This is a genomic window from Albirhodobacter sp. R86504 (assembly GCF_042466415.1).
Taxonomy (GTDB): domain Bacteria; phylum Pseudomonadota; class Alphaproteobacteria; order Rhodobacterales; family Rhodobacteraceae; genus Albirhodobacter.
Genome location: NZ_JAXHCH010000001.1, coordinates 383,801 through 403,250, shown reverse-complemented (window position 1 = coordinate 403,250; position 19,450 = coordinate 383,801). Strand labels below are relative to the sequence as shown.

Here is a 19,450-nt window from a genome sequence, read left to right as displayed (position 1 = left end):
CGATGAGCATCGACCTTTGGGGACTGGGCCTACAAGCGCTGAACGTGCTGATCCTTGTCTGGCTTCTCGCCCGCGTTTTCTGGCGGCCCGTTGCAGCGGCGATCGCCGCACGGCAAGCAGCCACTCAGGCTGTGCTAAGCTCCGCCAAGGACACGCAAGCGAAGGCGGACACCGCGCTCGACGAGGTCCGCAAATCCCGCGAGGGGATCGCACAGGAGCGCACCGCCGTGCTGGCGGATGCCGCCACTAAGGCTGATATCGCCGCAAAGGCGACCTTAACTGAGGCGCGCGACAAGGCCGACACACTGCTCAATGCCACGCAGACCGCTGTTACCCGCGAACGCGAGGCCGCGCGCAAGGAGAATGACGTGAAAGCCGCCACTCTGGCTGTCGAGATCGCGGAAAAACTCTTGGCGCGGTTTGAAAGCGCAGATCTCCAACCCGCGTTTCTCGAGCTTCTCTTGCAAGCGATTGATGATATGCCGGCCGCAAGCCGCGTCGCGCTGGTTGCCGCCAAAACCCCGATCGAAATTGTCACCCCGAGCGCGCCGATGAACCAAGCCGCGCTTAAAGCGGCTCTCACAAAGGCCCTCGGTGGCGCCCCTGATTTGAAATTTAGCACCAATCCAGATCTCCTCGCAGGGATCGAGTTGCGCACACCGCATTTCACGCTTCACAACAGTTGGCGCGCCGATCTCGACGCGATTTTGAGCGAGGTCCGCGATGCCGCGTGACGCAACACCTCCTCCCCCGCCAGACTGGCTCGACACGGCCCGATCCGCCGTTGCCCACGCCCCCATGGGCCCGCGCGCAGAGCACCGGGGACGTGTTGAGGAAATCGGCGACGGGGTCGCGATGATCTCCGGCCTGCGTGACGTGAGGCTCGATGAGGTCTTGCGGTTCGCGGGCGGTCAGGTGGGTTTCGCGCGCGTGCTCGACGCGGATCTGATCAGCTGTGTGATGCTGGACGCGGCAACGGGTGTCGAGGCAGGCGATGCGGTCTTCGGCACAGGTGAGGTCGTTCAAGTGCCCGTCGGTGAAGCGCTTTTGGGACGAATTATTGATCCGCTGGGGCGCCCGCTGGATGGCAAGGGCGAAATATCCACCGCGATACGCCTGCCCATCGAGCGCCCCGCCCCTGCAATTATTGAGCGCGATCTGGTCACCGAACCCGTGCAAACCGGTATCGTCGCAGTCGACACACTCTTCGCACTCGGGCGCGGCCAACGCGAGTTGATCGTCGGCGATCACTCAACGGGCAAAACCACCCTCGCGATTGACGCGCTGATCGCGCAGGCCTTGAGCGATATGATCTGCATCTATGTCGCCGTGGGACAGAAAACCTCCAGCGTCAAACGCGCGATTGAGGCGCTGCAATCGCAGGGAAATTTTGAGCGGTGCATCGTGCTTGTGGCGGGCGCGGCCTCGGCGGCGGGCCTGCAATGGATCGCACCCTACGCGGGGATGACGATGGCGGAATATTTCCGCGACAAGGGGCAGCACGCGCTGATCGTGATCGACGATCTGACCAAACACGCGGCCACCCACCGCGAGATCGCGCTGCTGACCCGCCAGTCACCGGGCCGCGAGGCCTATCCGGGCGATGTGTTCTATATCCACGCGCGGCTTCTAGAGCGCGCGGCCAAGCTCAGCGCGGATCGCGGTGGCGGATCGCTCACCGCGCTGCCGATTGCAGAGACGGATTCGGGCAATCTTTCCGCCTATATCCCGACCAATCTAATCTCGATCACCGATGGGCAGATCGTGCTCGATGCGGCGCTGTTTCACCAAGGGCAAAAGCCTGCGGTGGATGTGGGCCTCAGCGTGAGCCGGGTCGGCGGCAAGACCCAAGCGCCCAGCCTGCGCAAGGCCGCGGGGACATTGCGCCTTGATTACGCACAGTTTTTGGAACTGGAAGTGTTCACGCGCTTCGGCGGGATGCCCGAAGGCCGCGTGCGCGACCAACTTAAACGTGGCGAACGGATCCGCGCGATCCTGCGCCAGCCGCAACACGCGCCGTTCCGGCTGATCGATGAGATCGCCTTGATGCAGGCGGTGCAGGCGGGGCTGCTAGATCCCCTCCCCTTAGAGGCCGTGGCCGATTTTCGCGCAGGGCTGCCCGCCGCGCTGGACCGCGATGCGCCCGAGGCCGTGGCGGCGTTGGCGCCAACAGCCAAGGCTTCGGGCGAGATGGCGGCACATGTGAGCGCGGCATTGATGGCAGCGCTGACACAATTCGCGGCAAGTTTTCATGCCGATCCCGCAGCGCCGCCCAAGGACCCGACCCCATGACCGAACGCTTGGCCGATGTCAGCGCCCGCATCAGTGGCATCCGTCAGCTCGGCGCGGTCGTCAATGCGATGAAAGGGATCGCCGCCGCCCGCGCCCATACCGCCATGGCGCAGATCAGCGCGGTGGATCGTTACGCCGAAACGATCTGCGCAGCCATGCAGCAAAGCTTTGGCCCTGATCCACAACCGCAAGAAACGGCGCCGCGCACCGGCGAAGCCGCCCTCTTGGTGTTTCTCGCCGAACAAGGCTTTGCGGGCGCATTCAGTGAACGGGTGCTCGACCACCTCCGCGAAAGCACAGCGCCGCGTTTCCTCATCGGCACGCGCGGCCTATCAATTGCTGCCGCGCGCGGTCTGCGCCCAATCTGGAGCGCGCCGATGCCGTCGCATTCCAATGGCATTCCAAAGCTCGCAGATGCCATCACCCGCGCGTTTCTCACGGCCCTCGCTGCGGGAGAAGCCCAGCGCCTTGACGCGATCTCGACAGGCTGGGATTCGGGGCGCCCCGTGATCACGCGCGCGGGGTTGTTTCCAGTGACACTGGCAAAAGCGGAAGCGACACCGCGCCAAGCGCCGCTGACCCAATTGCCACGCGCAGCGCTGCTGGCGAGCCTCGAGGAGGATTATCTGCATGCACAGATATGCAAGGCCGCGCTCCACGCCTTTGCCGCCGAAAACCAAGCGCGGATGGAGGCGATGACCTCAGCGGGAAGTCAGATCGCGCAGGAGTTGGAGACCTATCAAGCGCGGCTGCGACGGGTGCGCCAAGACGCGATCACCGCAGAGATTATCGAGCTGAGCACGGGGGCCGCGGCGCAGAACACGCCGCGCTGATCTGCGTCAGCCTGTGCGCGCGCGGCCTGCGATAGAGTTACGGCAACATTCCCCCGCCTCCCTCAAAGGCTTCATCGAACCTCGGAAAGGATCACCAACATGGCTCAGTCTCTCGAAGGCTTTACCCAAGATCCGCTCTATGAACAGTTCTTGAGCGCGTCTGTGGGCGAGGATTCCCGAGGTTTCAACGTCTCGGTCCTCTCAATGCTTGCGCGTCTCGATCTGGATCCGTGGGAAGAAGCCGCCGATCTGGCGTCGCTCGCCGATGGCCCTGTGCGGCAACGGCTGGAAGCGCTGTTGGCTCAGTTTTCCGATGTTCCGCTGGCTGGGACAACGCGCGCGGAGACCGCAACGCGGCTCCTCTCGTTTTTGCCCGCGCGCAAGCGGGGGGCTGCCAGCCCTGCCCAAGGCGGTGGGACGAATATCCCGATGCCCGCCATGGGACTGCAACTTTTTTGGATCGTCGCGACTGTGCTGGCGCTTGGCTATTTTGGCGCGATGGCGCAGGGGGGATAGAAGATAGTGACGCAAAAACAGACAGTTGCAGATCAGATTTGGGATCTTGAGGAACAGTTTTGGACGGGTGGCGCACAATCGGCCCGCGCCATGACGGCGAAGGATGCAGTGTTTATCTTCCCGTTTCCCGCGGGGATTTTGCGCGGCACGGCGGTGTGGCAATCACTGGATGTCGCGCAGCGCTGGCGCTCGGTCTTGATGGATGATCGGACGCTCTCGCGCAAAGACGGGATTGCGGTTCTAGCCTATCAGGTCTCCGCCGAGCGCGACGATGCGCCGATCTACGAGGCGCTGTGTTCCTCGACCTATCTCAAAGACGACACCACATGGTTGCGGCTCTCGCATCAGCAGACACCGCTGCCCTGATCCCGAGCCTTTCGGGCGCGTAACGCCGCCCTGACATCTGCCCCGATCCGCCCCACGTCCCAACCGATCTATCCCGCAGCGCGCCGACTCTGCGCAGGAGAAGGATTTACCGATGACACCAGCCCCTCAAGTCCCCCCCCCGCAAGGCCCGGTGCCCAAAAGCGCGCCGCCACAAACGCCGCCCTCCAAACTGCCCGCCAAGCTCTCCGCGCGGTTCCGGTTCCCCTCCGCCTATACCATCCTGCTCGCGCTGATCGTCCTCGTCGCGGCGATGACATGGATCATCCCCGCCGGAAAATATGCGCGCGTGGCCTCCGAAGTGCTGGGCAAAGACGTGCCCGTCGCGGGCACCTATGCCCTCACCGAGGCAAATCCGCAGGGGGTGTGGGACATCGTGCTCGCGCCGATAGCGGGGTTCTACGATCCCTCCAGCTATACCGCCAATGCGATTGATGTGGCGCTCTTCGTGCTGATGATCGGCGGGTTTATCGGCGTGGTCACGGCCACAGGCGCGATTGATGCGGGGATCAAACACGCGATGGTGCGCCTCAAAGGGCGCGAGAAATGGATGATCCCGATTCTGATGGGGCTGTTTGCCTTAGGCGGCACGACGGAGGGCATGGCAGAGGAAACGCTGGCATTCTATGTGCTGCTGACGCCCGTGATGATCGCGGCGGGCTATGATGCGCTCACCGCCGTTGCCGTGATCTTGCTGGGCGCGGGGATCGGCGTTTTGGGCTCCACCGTCAATGCGTTTTCCACCGTCATTGCCTCGGATGCGGCGGGCGTACCCTTCACCGACGGGCTGATCCTGCGGATCGCGCTTCTGGCCGTGACCTTCGCCGCCACGACCGCCTATGTCATGCGCTACGCGGCACGGGTGAAGGCCGACCCCTCCCGCTCGTTGGTGTATGACCTGAAATCCGACCATGAAGCGCATTTCCGCAACCGATCCGCAGAGGCCGATACCTATAACGGATTGCACAAAATCGTGCTGCTCCTCTTCGCCGCGACCTTTGCCGTTATGATCTGGGGCGTCTCGCTGGGCGGCTGGTGGATGGCGGAGATGAGCGGGCTGTTCCTGTTCGCGGGCATCGGCATCGGGCTGGTCGGGCGCTTGGGCGAAAAGGGCCTTGTTGATGCTTTTGTCGGCGGCGCGCGCGATCTTCTCGGCGTGGCGCTGATCATCGGTCTGGCGCGCGGCATCGTGGTCGTGATGGACGCGGGCCATATCACCGATACGATCCTACATTGGGCCGAAGGCTCCGTCGCGGGTCTGAGCCAAGTCGTCTTTATCAATGTGATGTATTGGATTGAGGTCGCGCTCTCGTTCTTCGTGCCCTCGACCTCGGGCCTTGCCGTGCTCTCGATGCCGATCCTCGCGCCGGTGGCCGATTTTGCAGGTGTCGCGCGCAGCCTTGTGGTGACAGCGTTCCAATCGGCCGAAGGCGTGGTGAACCTCGTCACCCCCACCTCCGCCGTGGTCATGGGCGGGCTCGCCATCGCGCATGTCCCTTATGAACGCTGGCTGCGCTTTGTCTGGCCCGTCCTTTTGGGCCTCACCGTCATTATTATGGCCACCCTATCGCTGGGCGTGGTTTTGGGAGGAACCCCGACATGAGTATTTCTTACGGCGTGCATTCCGAGGCGGGCACCCTCAAACGTGTTCTCGTTCACCGCCCCGGCGCGGCGATGGCGCGGCTGACACCTGCCAATTGCGCCGAGCTGCTGTTTGACGATGTGATCTGGGTGAAACAGGCGCGGATCGAGCATATGACCTTCGTCGATGCGATGGTGGCGCGCGGTGTGGAGGTCGTCTTCCTGCGCAAACTCCTCGCCGAAACACTGGCCGATATGGAGGCGCGGCGCTGGCTTCTGAGCGCGCGGATCAACGACAATACCGTAGGCGTCGGCCTTGCCGAGGATTTGCTGGCGCATCTGATGGAGATCAGCGGCGATCTGCTGTCCACGATCCTGATCGGCGGGATGAGCCGTGCCGAGCTTCCCGTCGCCGATAAAGGCGTGCTGGCACCGATGCTGGAGCCCGCCGATTTTATCCTGCCGCCGCTGCCCAATCACATCTTCACCCGCGATACGACCGCGTGGATTTATGGCGGTGTCACGCTGAATCCGATGCATTGGCCCGCGCGCAGGCTGGAGACGCTGACCCTCGCCGCGATTTACCGCTTCCACCCCGATTTCAAGGATGCGGGCTTCCCGATCTGGTGGGGCGATCCCATGCAAGATCACGGCCCCGCCACGGTGGAGGGCGGCGACATCATGCCCATCGGTAATGGCGTGGTGCTGATCGGCATGGGCGAACGCACGACCCCGCAAGCCGTGGGCCAAATCGCGCGCGGGCTGTTTGCACGAGGGGGCGCCACCCGCGTCATCGCCTGCCAATTCCCGCGCTCGCGCAGCGCGATGCACCTCGATACCGTCTTCACCTTCTGCGACCGCGATCTCGTCACCGTCTTCGCCGAGGTCACCGATGCGATCCGTTGCACCAGCCTGCGCCCTGATGACAAGGGCGGCGTCGCGGTTGAGGTGGAGGCCAAACCTTTCTTGCAGGTCGTCGCAAGCGCCCTCGGCCTCAAAGCCCTGCGCACGATCCCCACGGGGGGCGATGCCTACGAATCCGCCCGCGAGCAATGGGACGATGCCAATAACTTGCTGTGCCTCTCGCCCGGCGTGGTCGTCGGCTACGAGCGCAACACCTATTCCAACACCCTGCTGCGCAAGGCGGGCGTCGAGGTCATCACCATTCCCGGCTCTGAGCTTGGGCGCGGGCGTGGCGGGTCGCATTGCATGACCTGCCCGCTGATCCGCGATCCGGTTTAAGTCCCTCTCTTGAAAGACATCTCATGCCCCTCAATCTCCATGGTCGCAGCTTCCTCAAACTGCTCGATTTCACCCCGTCCGAGATCCGGCACCTGCTGGACCTGAGCGCCACCCTCAAACAGGCCAAGCGCGGCGGGTTTGAAGTGCCGCGCTTGCGCGACAAGAATATCGCCCTGATTTTTGAGAAGGACAGCACCCGCACCCGAAGCGGGTTCGAGGTGGCCGCCCATGATCAAGGCGCGCATGTCACCTATCTCGGCCCGACAGGCAGCCATATCGGCCATAAGGAATCTATCAAGGACAGCGCCCGCGTGCTGGGGCGGTTTTATGATGGGATCGAGTATCGCGGCTTTGGCCAGAAAGACGCCGAAGTGCTGGCCGAATTCTCCGGCGTGCCGGTGTTCAACGGTCTGACGGATGATTTCCACCCGACCCAGACCCTCGCCGATCTGATGACGATGCGCGCGTTTTGCCACAAGCCGCTGTCCGAGATTTCCGTCTGTTTCATGGGCGATGTGGGCAATAACACCGCCGCCTCCTTGATGGTCGGGGCGGCGCTGATCGGGATGGATCTGCGGCTCTGCGGCCCGACCGCTTGCTGGCCCGAGGCGGGGTTGGTCACGCGGTGCCGCGAGATCGGCGAGCATACCGGCGCGCGGCTGACCCTGACGGAAAAACATGCCGAAGGGTTGGAGGGCGCCGATTTCGTTTATACCGATGTCTGGGTCTCGATGGGCGAAGCCGATTGCGTCTGGGAGGACCGGATCGCCCTTCTCTCGCCCTACCGCGTCACCGCGCAGGTGATGGCGAAAACCGGCAATGCCTATGCCAAATTCCTGCATTGCCTGCCCGCCTTCCACAACCGCGAGACGCAAGTGGGCGAGGAGACGTTCCAGAAATTCGGGATCGAGTGCATGGAGGTGAGCGACGAGGTGTTTGAATCCGCCGCGAGTATCGTCTTCGATCAGGCGGAAAACCGGATGCATACGATCAAGGCGGTTCTTGTCGCCACGATGGGGGCGTAAGATGCGCATCGTCGTCGCCCTTGGGGGCAATGCGCTTTTGCGCCGCAGCGAGCCGATGACCGCGCAGGCCCAAAAGGCCAATGTGCAGATCGCAGCGGAGGCGCTCGCCGATCTGGCGCGCGATCACCAGATCATCATCGCGCATGGCAATGGCCCGCAGGTCGGGCTCTTGGCGCTGCAGGGCATGGCCTATGACCCCACAAAGCTCTGGCCGCTGGATGTTCTGGGCGCGCAGACCGAAGGGATGATCGGCTATCTGATCGAGCAGGAGATGATGAACGCCCTGCCCCTCACAGGCCGTTGCGCCACGCTGTTGACCCGCGTCGAGGTGGACGCAGACGACCCCGCCTTCGCCAACCCGACCAAGCCGATCGGCCCGGTTTACGCGGACACCGAGGCAGCGCAGGCGGTGCGCGACCATGGCTGGACGATGGTGACGGAGGCCACCGGCGGGAAACGCCGCGTGGTGCCCTCGCCCGCACCATTGCGGATACTCGGGCTGGAGGCGATCAGCCTTTTGCTGGAGGCGGGGCATTGCGTGATCTGCGCGGGCGGCGGCGGGATTCCGGTGCTGCGCACGGAAGAAGGCCTGATGGCGGGCGTTGAGGCAGTGATCGACAAGGACAGCACCGCCGCACTCCTCGCGCGAGATCTGCACGCCGATGCGCTGTTGCTGCTAACCGATGTCGATGCGGTCTACCGCGATTTTGGTGGCCCGCATGAGACCTCTATAGGGGCGACAACGCCGACCCTTCTGGAGACACTCGAACTCGCCTCGGGGTCGATGGGGCCCAAGGTCGGCGCGGCGATTGCCTTCCTGCGCTCTGGCGGGCGTTTCGCGGGAATTGGCCAGCTCTCGCAAGCGCGCGCCATTTTGGAGGATCGCGCGGGAACGCGGGCGCGAACCGATCCGAAGGATCCGCGCAGAGCCCACGGATTTCATCCCAAAACATCAGGTTTTATCGGCACGGACCAACCTATATCAGTCTGGGCGGATGACGGGGGTGGGATAGTTTAGTGCGCCGTCACGGGATGACGGCCTACGAAACCACAGGCGCCAATACACGCGCTTTCTTTCACGATGGAGACGCTCAAAATGACCCTTGGAACCATTTTAGTCGTTGTGTTGATCCTGTTCTTGATCGGCGGATTTAGCGGACGCATGGGCGGCTACGGTTATGGCTACGGCCATGCGGGCGTGGGCACACTCGGCATTATTCTGTTAATCGTCGTGGTTCTGATGGCTCTCGGGCGAATCTAACGCTTCTCAGATCGCGCGCCGCGCTATTTCAGCAGCGGTTTAACCTGATCGAGATAGCTCGCATCGAACTGCGCGAAAGCACAAAGACGGCCGTGATCGTGGAAAATCACCTCGCCATCGCGGAACGTCGCCAGCCCCATCTCGCGCAATTGTCGCAGCACGCGGTTGACGTGGACCGCGCTGAGCCCGAGCGCATCTGCCAGCAGATATTGCGTCAGCGGGCAGCTATAGCCCGCTGTGCTCCCCATCCCGATCAGCGTCAGGCGCGAGCCCAGCTCCACCAAGAAATGCGCCATCCGCTCCGCCGCATTGCGCCGCCCGACCCCCACCAGATGCTCCACAACCATTGCCTCATCGCGCGAGGCCGCCCAGAGCACCGCGACGCCGAGACGCGGCGCATTGGCGAAGGCCTTGAGCAAATCCTCCACGTGGATTTCCATCACCTCAATATCAGTCACAGGCTCAATTGTATGATCCGAGGTGCGCAACAACACGCTGCGCAGACCCAGAAAATCCCCTGGAATCTGGAAATCGACGATCTGACGCTGGCCATCGGGCATCAGCTTATAGGAACATGCCCAGCCTGAGCCCAGAACATAGGCCGCCTGCCCCGCCTGCCCTTGGTGGATCAAATCCCGCCCAGCGCGAAAGATCCGGCGGCGGCTTCGCAAGCTCTCCAGCACGGTGAGTTCAGGCGCGGACAAGGCGACAAACGCGCCCAGCTTCCGAATGAGCGGTGTCATTTCCAATGGTGTAACAATCCTTTTAACCACTGCAACCTTTAGCACAGAAATCGTGCAAAGGGCTGATCTCGATCAGCGCGGCCCTGCGGAGAGTTTGAAACCCTCACGGGATGTCCTGCGCAGATGATCCGCGCCACCGACAAATCTCACTCGAAAAGGCCAGTATGGTATGCCTGATAATGACACCGCCGCGGGACAGGCCGCGCTTTCGATTTGCGAAGCGCTGCTCTTGGCGTTGAACGATGCAAAAATCCTGCCCGAGCACGAGATCATGGGGATCCTGAAGGATGCCGCCGCCACGCATGAACAAGCGGGCGGCTCCCCGAACGATCTCGCGGCCCATGCCGCCGTGGCGGCCCTGATTAACAAGATCATTGCGGGCGGAAATTCGGTGCGCCGCACATAACCGAGCGATAAGCGCCCCGTTCCGTGCGGCCAGTGGTGCCAAGCCTCCCTCAGGCCCCAAGAGAGATCCTCAGCTTTGCCTGACTATCTTGTGGCATATGCAAGCGTTGGAGGCGCAAACATCCTCCGTCCAGTGGCAGATCGACACCGTCGAGCGTCGCAGATTCGATGCCATGCCCGCTATGATGCGGGTTGGTGATCGTCACCAAAAGCTGGCAGCCGTGATGGGTGATCTTCGCTTCGATCTGCGGCCAATGCGCGGGGAAGCACGGGGCCAGCGTCAGATGATCGCCCGCGCGCGTCAGGCCCAAGAGCCCCTCGATCCCCGCACGGTACATCCAGCCCGCAGACCCCGTATACCATGTCCAACCCGCACGGCCTTCATGCGGCGCACAGGAATACACATCCGCTGCGATGACATAGGGCTCGCCCTTATAGCGCTCCGCCGCCTGCGGGGTCAGCGCGTGATTGATCGGATTGACCAAAGCAAACAGCGCCCCCGCCGCATCCCCGTTGCCCAATTTGCACTGCGCCAAAATCGCCCACATCGCGGCATGGCTATATTGCCCGCCATTCTCGCGTAGGCCCGGCGGGTAGCCTTTGATATATCCGGGATCCCGCGAGGTTTGATCGAAAGGCGGGGTGAACAGCAGCGCGACCCCCGCCTCGGGCCGGATCAAATGCTCGGTCAGGCTGGCCATGGCGGTGGCCGCGCGCGCCGGATTCGCCGCGCCCGAGAGCACCGCCCAAGATTGCGCAATGCTGTCAATCCGGCATTCCAATGAGCTCGCAGAGCCCAAATGCGCCCCGTCATCATAGGTCCCGCGCCGATACCACGCGCCGTCCCAGCCCTCGCGCTCCACCGCGAGGGTCAGCGCCGCGGCATGCGCCCGCCAGCGCGCCGCGCGGGCCGGATCACGGGTGTCGGCATGGGGGGCCATCTTGTTGAGGGTGGCGATCAAGAACCACGCCAGCCAGACGCTGGTGCCCGCCCCGCCCTCGCCCACGCGGTTCATCCCGTCGTTCCAATCGCCTGTGCCGATCAACGGCAACCCGTTGGCGCCTGTCTGCGCGATCGCCAAATCCAACCCGCGCGCGCAATGCTCAAACAGGCTCGCGCGCAGGTCGGACGGATGGGGCAGGAAGAAATCATCATGCGCGCCCGCCAACAGGGCTGGCCCCTCGATAAACGCGATCTCAATGTCCAGAACACCTGCATCCCCCGAAACCGAAATATACTGCGCCACGCCATAGCCGAGCCAGATCCGATCATCGGAAATCCGCGTGCGCACCCCTTGGCCCGAATGCGGCAACCACCAATGCTGCACATCGCCTTCCGCGAATTGCCGCCCCGCCGCGCGCAAAAGATGATCGCGCGTCATCTGCGGGCGCAGCGCGGTGAGGGCCATCCCGTCTTGCAACTGGTCGCGGAACCCGTAGGCGCCGCTGGCCTGATAAAACCCTGCCCGCGCCCAGATCCGGCAGGCCAATGTTTGATAGAGCAACCACCCGTTGAGCATGATGTCCATCGCGCGATCCGGCGATGTCACTTGCACCGCCCCCAACAGATCGGCCCAATAGCCGCCCACCTCCGCGAGCGCCGCCGCAATGGCGTCCGGCTCCCGGTAGCGCATGATGACCTCGCCCGCCGCCTCGGCAGATGCGGCTTGGCCGAGCAAAAACACGATCTCCACGCTTTCGCCCGCGTCCAATGTCACGCCACGCTGCAAGGCGGCGCAGGGCGCAGGCGCGGGGCCGACGCGGTTCGACAAAGCCTCCGCCGCAAGCGCTTGCGGCGCGTCCATCCGCCCGCCTTGGCCCAGAAACTCCGCGCGGTCGGTGGTCACGCTGGTCACGGCCGCGCCCAGATCGGCAAAGGCGACCTCCCCGGCAAAGGCCGTGGCATAGGGGTTGCGGGCAAGGATCGCGCCCGTCTGTGGCGCGCGCGTTGTGAGGATATGCGCGCTGCGACGCGCGCCCAGCACCCATTCCGCATAGGCTGTCAGCGAGAGGCGGCGCTTGCGCGTGCCCGTATTGCGCAAAATGAGCCGCGTGATTTTCACCGGATCCTCCAGCGGCACAAATTGCACCATCACCGCCGCGATCCCCTGCGCCTCATGCTCAAACTGGCTATAGCCGAAGCCGTGACGCGTGGTGTAATCGCCCCTGCCACGGATCGGCAGGGCAGTCGGCGTCCAAATCGCGCCGCTCTCCAGATCGCGCAGATAGATCGCCTCGCCGCTCGGATCCGTCACCGGATCGTTCGACCAAGGCGTGAGCTGGTTTTCCCGACTGTTTTGCGCCCAGACCGAGCCGCTGCCCTCAACCGAGACCTGAAAGCCGAAATTGGGATTGGCGATCACATTGATCCACGGCGCGGGCGTCGTTTGGCCATCGCGCAGCAAGGTCACATATTCGCGCCCATCCTTGGCAAAGCCGCCCGTGCCGTTGAAGAATTCGAGGTCATCGCCTGCGGTGACGACCGGAGTCGCAGGCCCATTGTGCGCCGAACCTCGCGGCAACCGTGGCCCCTCCTTCGCAAGCAAGGGCTTGGCGGCGGCGCTTGCGCCCCGTGGCAAAGTCCCCCGTGGCAAAGCATCCAGCTGCACCCCGATCTTGCCTCGGCTCGCCACCAGAACCACGCCCGACACCGCCAGCAGCAGCGCCCGCGCCTCAGCGCTGATCAAATCCGCGCGCAACGTGTAAACCCGCCCGAGCGGCGCGGCCTGCGCGCCCTCTTGTGCGCGGCCTGCGCGGGGGCGCGATTGGGCCGAGCGCACAGCGACCTCAATCGCAATCTGCATATCCTGAATATACGACGAGGACCGCTCGTTCAGAATGACCAGATCGACATCCAACTGCCGCATCTGCCAATATTCCTGCGCTGCCAGAACCTCCTTCAGCGCGGGCGTGTCCTCATTATCGCGGATCAGGAACAGCACAATCGGCAGATCGCCGGAAATCCCCATCGGCCAGAGCCCCGATTGCGGGCCCGCGCCGGCCTCGATCCGGGCATCGGGCGCGCGCAAACGCGGATCCCCGCGCAGGATCATCCCGCCGAGCCGCTGGAAATCGGCGGCCGCCGCCTGCGTGATCCCCAGATGGCGCAATTGCACCTGCGCCTGCGTCCAAGACAAGGTGACCGCGCGATCAAAGGCAGAGGGGTCGCGGTGGCGATCCACCTGATCGAGCAAGGCCTCCGGCGATTGCGCCACCGCCGTCCAGAAGGTCACCCGCGCCATTCCGCCCGCAGGGATTTTCACCGTGCGCCGGATCGCGAAAATCGGATCGAGCACCGTGCCTTTGGTGTTTGACAAAGGCCCCTGCGCCATCGCCGCCGAACTGATCGTGCCGCCGCGCCCGATGAACTGCGCGCGGTCGGTCTCGAACTGGATCTCCGCGCTCTCCTCGCCCTCAACGATTGCGATATGCGCGGCCCAGATCTCGGGATCGCCGGGGGAACGGCGACGGCGCGTGGCGATGATCACGCCCAATTCGGGCAGATAATCGGTGACCACAAACATCTTGGAAAACGCCGGATGCGCATGATCGGCGGCGGGCGGCGCCAGCACCAATTCCGCATAGGAGGTCAGCTCGATCTCGCGGCTATGACGGCTGGCATTGGTCAGGGTGACGCGGCGCGCCTCGGCGTCATCCTCGGCGGAGACCACGACCTCGGTCAGCATTTTCAGCCGCGCATCCTGATGCGTGAAGGCCGCGTGATGCTCGCAGAACACGGCGCTATGGCGCGCGGGGTCGGCCCCCGTCGGTTGAAGCGCGCCAGACCAAAGCGCGCCCGACGCCAGATCGCGCGCGAAGATGAACGAGCCCAGCGCGGCTTGGCCGGTCTCGCCCTGCCAGCGCGTGATCGCCATATCGCGCCAGCGGGAATAGCCCTCGCCCTGCGGCGTCAGCATCAGGCCATATTGGCCATTTGAGAGCAAATGCCCCGTCGGCGCAGCGCGATCTGGGGCGTCAAAGCGGCGCAAGATCGGGGTGTCAGAGGTCTCCGTGGCGGCGACGAGCACCTCCTCGGCGTGAGGCGGCGCGGAGGTCGCATCGCGCGGCACCCGCTCTTGCAGCAACAAATCAACGCCCTGAATCATAGGTTCGGCATGGAAACGGCGGCGCAAAGCGCCCTCCATCACGGTGTTGGCGATGGCGGTGATCGTCATGCCCTGATGATGCGCCATGAAACTGCGCACAACCGCATGATCTATCCCCTGCGGCATGCGCGCGAGCGTGAAATCGACCGCCTCGTAGAAACCGTAGTCCCCCTTCACGCCCAACGATTCCAGATGCGCCAGATTGCGCAGCGCCGCGCGCGGATCCACCATCGCGGCCAAAGCGGTCGCATAGGGGGCCACAACGCGGTTCGCGCTCAGCCCGCGTTTGAGCCCCAATCCGGGCACGCCAAAATTGGAATATTGATAGGTCATCTCCAGATCGCGGGCGTTATAGGAGGATTCCGACACCCCCCATGGCATGGCATTGGCTGCCCCGTAGGCAATCTGACGCGCCACGATCAGGCGGTTGGTTTGATCGAGAACCGAGCCCTTGGGCGCGCGCATCACCAGCGAGGGCATCAGATATTCAAACATGCTCCCCGACCATGAGATCAGCGCCGACCCCGCCCCGATCGGGGTCGCGGAGCGCCCGAGCCGGAACCAATGCCGCGTCTCGACATCGCCCTTGGCAATCGCAAACAGGCTCGCCAGTCGCGCCTCCGAGGCCAAGAGATCGTAGCAATTCAGATCCAGCGCGTTGCTCGAGACCGAGAAGCCGATGGAGAGGAGCTTCTTGTCAGGATCGAGGAGGAAGGCGAAATCCATCTCCATCGCGAGGCGGCGCGCGAGATCCTCAGCCGTTGCGAGCCGCGCCGCTGCCCCGGTGTCTGGCCCGGTGTCTGCCCCGTCATCCGCGATATGATCCGCGATACATCGCCTCACCGCGCGCAGCCCATCCGGCGCATCGCCCTGCGCAAGGGCCGCGCCCGCAAGATCGCGCAGCGCCTCGAAGCTCTCATGCCGCGCGTTGGCCGCGCTGATCGCGGCGAGGGCTGCCGCCCAATCGGGGGCCGCCAAGCTGGTAGCCTCGGGGGGCAAGGATTGGCGCGCGAGGGCCAATGTGTCGGCGAGGCCGCGATGGCGATCCGCTTTCGAGAGCGGCGCCTCGCGCCATTCACGACAGGCCTGCGCCACCGCGATCAAATGCCCCGCCAGATTGCCGCTATCGACGGAGGAGACATAGGCGGGCTCCAACACGCGCAAATCGCGGGTATCATACCAATTGAACAGATGGCCGCGATATTTCGGGATATCGCACAGGGTTGCCAATGTCTGTTCCAGCCGCACAACCGCCGCCGCCTGCCCGATCCAGCCCATATCCCGCGCCACCGTGGTGGAGAGAAGATAGAGGCCGATATTGGTCGGAGATGTGCGGTGAAACACCTGCGGCACAGGGGTTTCTTGGAAATTGTCGGGCGGCAGAAAATGATCCGCCTCGGTCACGAATGTCTCGAAATAGCACCAAGTGCTGCGCGCGATCTGGCGCAGCGTCGCGGTTTGCTCCGCCGTAAGCGGCAGATCGTCGGGGGCGCGCCACGGCAGGCTGATCCGCCGCGCGATTATAGGGGCGCAGGACCATAACACCGCAAGCGGCAGCGCCAAAGGCCAGATCACCGGATTGAACAACACCGCCCCGCCACAGATCACAAGGGCAAGCACAGCACCGCCCGCCATCTGGCGATACTGGCCCAACAGGCCCAGCCGCGCCCGCCCGCCGGACGCCGCCGAGGGCTCCCATTGCAGCAAAGACTTGCGGCTCCAGATCAGCCGGAACAGCGTCCGCGTGATCGCATCCCCCATCTGCGCCGCCGTGGTCGCAAGAAACGCGATATTCAGCGCGATCTGCGCGAGAGACGTGCGGGCATCGGCGCGCAAAGCGGCGACATGGCTGCGCGCGGTGATCCCGGCGCGCCCGGGCAGGATCGCAAAGGGCAGCCCGACAAGCTGCGGCAAAGACAGCATCAACAGCACCGCCCCCGCCCATGCCAGCGCGATGGGCAAAGGCAGCAACATCCCCAATCCGAGCGCGAGCACGCTGAACGGCGCGACCAGAGAGCGGCGCAGGTTGTCGATCATTTTCCAACGCCCCACCGCAGGCAGTGCGCGCCCCGAGGCACCGAAAATCCACGGCAAAAGCTGCCAATCACCCCGCACCCAGCGATGTTGCCTGCGGGCGGCGACATCAAACCGGGCGGGATAATCCTCAACCACGTCAATATCCGTCGCCAGCCCCGCGCGGGCATAAATCCCCTCGAAAAGATCATGGCTCAACAGGCTGTTTTCCGGCACGCGGCCTTTGAGGCTCGCGCTGAAGGCATCGACATCATAGATCCCTTTGCCGGTAAAAGACCCCTCCCCGAACAGATCTTGATAAACATTCGAGATCGCCGCCGCATAGGGCTCGATCCCGCCGGGGCTGGAAAACACCTGCTGGAACAGCGAGCCTTGGGTGCCGATGGGCAAGGAGGGCGTGACGCGCGGCTGCAAAATCCCGTAGCCCGCAATCACCCGCTGACGGGTGGGATCGAAGATCGCGCGGTTTAGAGGATGCGCCATCTTGCCGATCATCCGCGCCACCGTATCGCGCAAAAGCCGCGTATCGGCATCCAAGGTGATCACGAACTGCACATCTTGCGGCACCGGCGAGTGCGGCAGGAAGCTCGTATCCAGCGCCCCGCGGAGCAGGCGGTTCAGCTCGGTCAGCTTGCCGCGTTTGCGTTCCCACCCCATCCAAACACCCTCAGAGGCATTCCACTGGCGATGGCGGTGCAGGAACAAGAAGCGGTTGCCCTGCGCTGACGGGTAGCTGGCATTCAACTGCTCAATCGCGGCGCGCGCCTGTGCCAGCAAGACCGCATCCTGCGGCGTGGTCTCGGTCGGCGCATCCGGCCCATCGGACAAAAGCGCGTAATGCAACGCGCCGCCAACGGAGGACAGGTGATGCACTTCGAGCTGTTCGATCTGCGCGTGCAGCTCCTCAAGACTGCGCAGCATCACGGGCACCGCGACCAGCGTGCAAAGCGCGGGGGGAATGCCTGCGGAGAGATCCAGCGCGGGCAAAAGACGCGGCTTGACGCTGCGCGTGATCACGAGGTTGACCAGCGCGGTACCCGCCTCCGTCGCAGCCATCGCACCCGCGAGCCCCAAGGCCAGCGCAGCAAAACCCGACACGCCCGCAGCCCATAGCGAGACCGCCAGAATTTCGATACTGATCAGCACGATAGCCCCGACATAGCCGCGAAGGCCGAGGCGGCGCAGCGGGCGCAAGAGCCGCATCAACAGCGGCGGCCGATAGCCAATCTGCCGCTCAAACGCGGCCCTTTGCGGGCCAATCAAAGCCCCCCCAAGACCCGCTCGCCCCTGCTCCGACGGCCCTACGGAAGCGACGATCTCCCCGTCGCGCAGGGCAGCGGCGGCCACCTCAAGCTCCGTCAAATCCGATCCGCGCGCGAGGACCTCAATCGCGGTGCGGTAGCTGTTGCGGGTGGCAAAATCCATCTGTGCGAAGGCCGAATTCTCACGCAGACAGGTGTCGATCAGGCTGACCTCTTCAACGAAATCCGCCCAGTCCAATTCCGAGGCCAAGCGCATACTGGTCACGATATTGCGCATGGTGATGTTCGAGGCCCCCTGACGGAGCTGGGCCCGTTGCACAACCGCCTCGACGCTCGTGCCTTGCTGCTGCAGGCGATCCTCGAGCCACGCCAAGAGCGGCGTATCGCTGGGATCAAACCCGCGCAGGCGCTTGGCAATCTGCGCCGCGACGATATCGGGCAGCGGCTTTCCCTCCAGCGGCACCGTTGCATGGTGCAGCGCGTCAAAAGGCGACTTCGCGGCCTCCCCCTTCGCCGTGAGCACGAGATCGACGCTGGCGTCCGCCACGGCGCGCTGATCGCTGGCCAGCGCGATCTGGCCCGCAAGGCGGCGCATATTTTCAACCAAAACGATGCGAAGGGTGATCGCAATCGCCCAGATTTCGCCAATCGTCAACGGGCTAACTGTCTGGTAAGATTTCACAAACCGCGCGAGCGACCGCTCGGAGAGCAGGCTATCGCTATGCGCGACATAGGCCCATGCCACGCCCAGAACCCGAGGATATCCCGCGAACGGGCCCTGCGCGAGCTTGGGCAATTGGCGGTAATAATCGGGCGGCAGATCCGAGGCAATCTGGCGCAACTGCTGCTCGACAAGGTGGAAATTATCCAAAAGCCATTCCGCCGCCGGCGAAATCGCCCGCCCCTCATGCAGGTTTCGCGCGCAAGACCGATAGGCCGCAAGCAGGGCCTCGGCATTGTCTTCGACCCGCGCAGTGAGCGGCAGGACAATGTCGCCAGTTCCCTTCCCGCGCGCCAATACGCCGAGGAACCACGCAGGCCGCCTATCCGTTTGCGATCTCCGCATTGGACGGATTGTCTGCGCCGCTGCCAGCGACAAGGCATGGTGTTCGAGCCGCTCTGTTCCAAACAATTCAGACCGGATCACCGCTGTGTCCTGCCAGAGTTGAGGCTTCCGGCTGTGTCCATGGAAAATCGGCATCATTCGGCGGGCCCAGTGTCGCGGGGTGCGGCCACTCCTCATTCGACGAGGTGCGCCTCATCGGCGGCTTTCGTACCTTGCAGATCAACCCGCGCAGCAGTGTTATCCGCAGGGATCGTATCTTGCGGCGTGGATCCTCCGCGCTGGCACTTTGTCACAGCCCAATCAGGGCGCACACGACGCGCCATTTCGGTCCATTTCGTTTCAATAAGAGTCCAGTTCATAGGGAGACCTTTCCGGCCAAACGCGTCGCACCAAACCCTTGCCACCTCTCGGATGACATCTTTAGCGCAATCAATTTTTGGTAAGATATCGGCGCAGTATAGACGCGCGCGCCGACGCGCTCGCTAGCACAGATCAGTCTCTCGACATCACGCAATCCTATGAGGGTGTGTGAGCAACCGAATTCGTGAATAGATGGGGCCGTTGCCGTCCAGCCCCCTACCGGCGGGTGCGTGTATAACATGATCATGCCTTGGCATTGTGGCACGAGAGAGAATGGTCGATAGGGGCATATTGGCGTTGATGATGTAACCGCCCCCCGACGGCATTTGTGTGTGGAGTG

General features: G+C 63.8%; 14 protein-coding genes. 11 read left to right on the top strand and 3 right to left on the bottom strand.

Annotation, left to right across the window (positions count from 1 at the left end; translation table 11 throughout):
* Nucleotides 1-2 precede the first annotated feature (2 nt).
* From SJY32_RS01830 to SJY32_RS01785, 10 genes are all read left to right on the top strand, one after another.
* Complete coding sequence (locus tag SJY32_RS01830) at nucleotides 3-734, top strand: hypothetical protein (RefSeq protein WP_376870890.1); 732 nt, start codon at nucleotides 3-5, stop codon at nucleotides 732-734.
* Entirely contained in the window at nucleotides 724-2,292 is a 1,569-nt protein-coding gene (locus SJY32_RS01825; protein WP_376870887.1) for a F0F1 ATP synthase subunit alpha, read from the top strand. Before SJY32_RS01830 ends, SJY32_RS01825 begins: the two co-directional genes overlap by 11 nt.
* On the top strand, nucleotides 2,289-3,125 hold the full coding sequence (locus SJY32_RS01820; RefSeq protein ID WP_376870884.1) for a F0F1 ATP synthase subunit gamma: 837 nt from the start codon (nucleotides 2,289-2,291) through the stop codon (nucleotides 3,123-3,125). Before SJY32_RS01825 ends, SJY32_RS01820 begins: the two co-directional genes overlap by 4 nt.
* A 99-nt stretch (nucleotides 3,126-3,224) precedes the next feature.
* The gene (locus SJY32_RS01815; protein WP_376870882.1) at nucleotides 3,225-3,641 is read left to right on the top strand and encodes a hypothetical protein; all 417 of its coding nucleotides are present in this window, start codon (nucleotides 3,225-3,227) and stop codon (nucleotides 3,639-3,641) included.
* A gap of 6 nt (nucleotides 3,642-3,647) precedes the next feature.
* Nucleotides 3,648-4,007: a hypothetical protein gene (locus tag SJY32_RS01810; protein ID WP_376870880.1), complete on the top strand. Its 360-nt coding sequence runs from the start codon at nucleotides 3,648-3,650 to the stop codon at nucleotides 4,005-4,007.
* A 112-nt stretch (nucleotides 4,008-4,119) separates the two neighbouring features.
* The gene (locus SJY32_RS01805) at nucleotides 4,120-5,628 is read left to right on the top strand and encodes a YfcC family protein (protein WP_376870878.1); all 1,509 of its coding nucleotides are present in this window, start codon (nucleotides 4,120-4,122) and stop codon (nucleotides 5,626-5,628) included.
* Nucleotides 5,625-6,848, top strand: a complete 1,224-nt coding sequence (locus tag SJY32_RS01800) for an arginine deiminase (RefSeq protein WP_376870876.1) — start codon at nucleotides 5,625-5,627, stop codon at nucleotides 6,846-6,848. Before SJY32_RS01805 ends, SJY32_RS01800 begins: the two co-directional genes overlap by 4 nt.
* Before the next feature lie 23 nt (nucleotides 6,849-6,871).
* Entirely contained in the window at nucleotides 6,872-7,873 is a 1,002-nt protein-coding gene (gene argF / locus SJY32_RS01795; RefSeq protein ID WP_376870873.1) for an ornithine carbamoyltransferase, read from the top strand.
* Between the two features lies 1 nt (nucleotide 7,874).
* Nucleotides 7,875-8,891 carry a carbamate kinase gene (arcC, locus tag SJY32_RS01790; RefSeq protein ID WP_376870871.1) on the top strand — a complete coding sequence of 339 codons (1,017 nt, stop codon included), beginning with the start codon at nucleotides 7,875-7,877 and terminating at the stop codon, nucleotides 8,889-8,891.
* A 78-nt stretch (nucleotides 8,892-8,969) separates the two neighbouring features.
* A complete protein-coding gene (locus SJY32_RS01785; RefSeq protein ID WP_376870869.1) occupies nucleotides 8,970-9,134 on the top strand; it encodes a DUF3309 family protein in 165 nt (54 codons plus the stop codon).
* A 23-nt stretch (nucleotides 9,135-9,157) separates the two neighbouring features.
* Here SJY32_RS01785 and SJY32_RS01780 read toward each other — a convergent pair whose 3' ends face one another.
* Nucleotides 9,158-9,877, bottom strand: a complete 720-nt coding sequence (locus SJY32_RS01780) for a Crp/Fnr family transcriptional regulator (RefSeq protein ID WP_376871041.1) — start codon at nucleotides 9,875-9,877, stop codon at nucleotides 9,158-9,160.
* A gap of 169 nt (nucleotides 9,878-10,046) precedes the next feature.
* Between SJY32_RS01780 and SJY32_RS01775 the strand changes: the two genes are divergently transcribed.
* Nucleotides 10,047-10,283, top strand: a complete 237-nt coding sequence (locus SJY32_RS01775; RefSeq protein ID WP_376870867.1) for a hypothetical protein — start codon at nucleotides 10,047-10,049, stop codon at nucleotides 10,281-10,283.
* Between the two features lie 49 nt (nucleotides 10,284-10,332).
* Here the strand turns inward: SJY32_RS01775 and SJY32_RS01770 are convergent, their stop codons facing one another.
* On the bottom strand, nucleotides 10,333-18,831 hold the full coding sequence (locus SJY32_RS01770; protein WP_376870864.1) for a GH36-type glycosyl hydrolase domain-containing protein: 8,499 nt from the start codon (nucleotides 18,829-18,831) through the stop codon (nucleotides 10,333-10,335).
* 92 nt (nucleotides 18,832-18,923) lie between these two features.
* Nucleotides 18,924-19,109: a hypothetical protein gene (locus SJY32_RS01765; protein WP_376870862.1), complete on the bottom strand. Its 186-nt coding sequence runs from the start codon at nucleotides 19,107-19,109 to the stop codon at nucleotides 18,924-18,926.
* Nucleotides 19,110-19,450 lie beyond the last annotated feature (341 nt).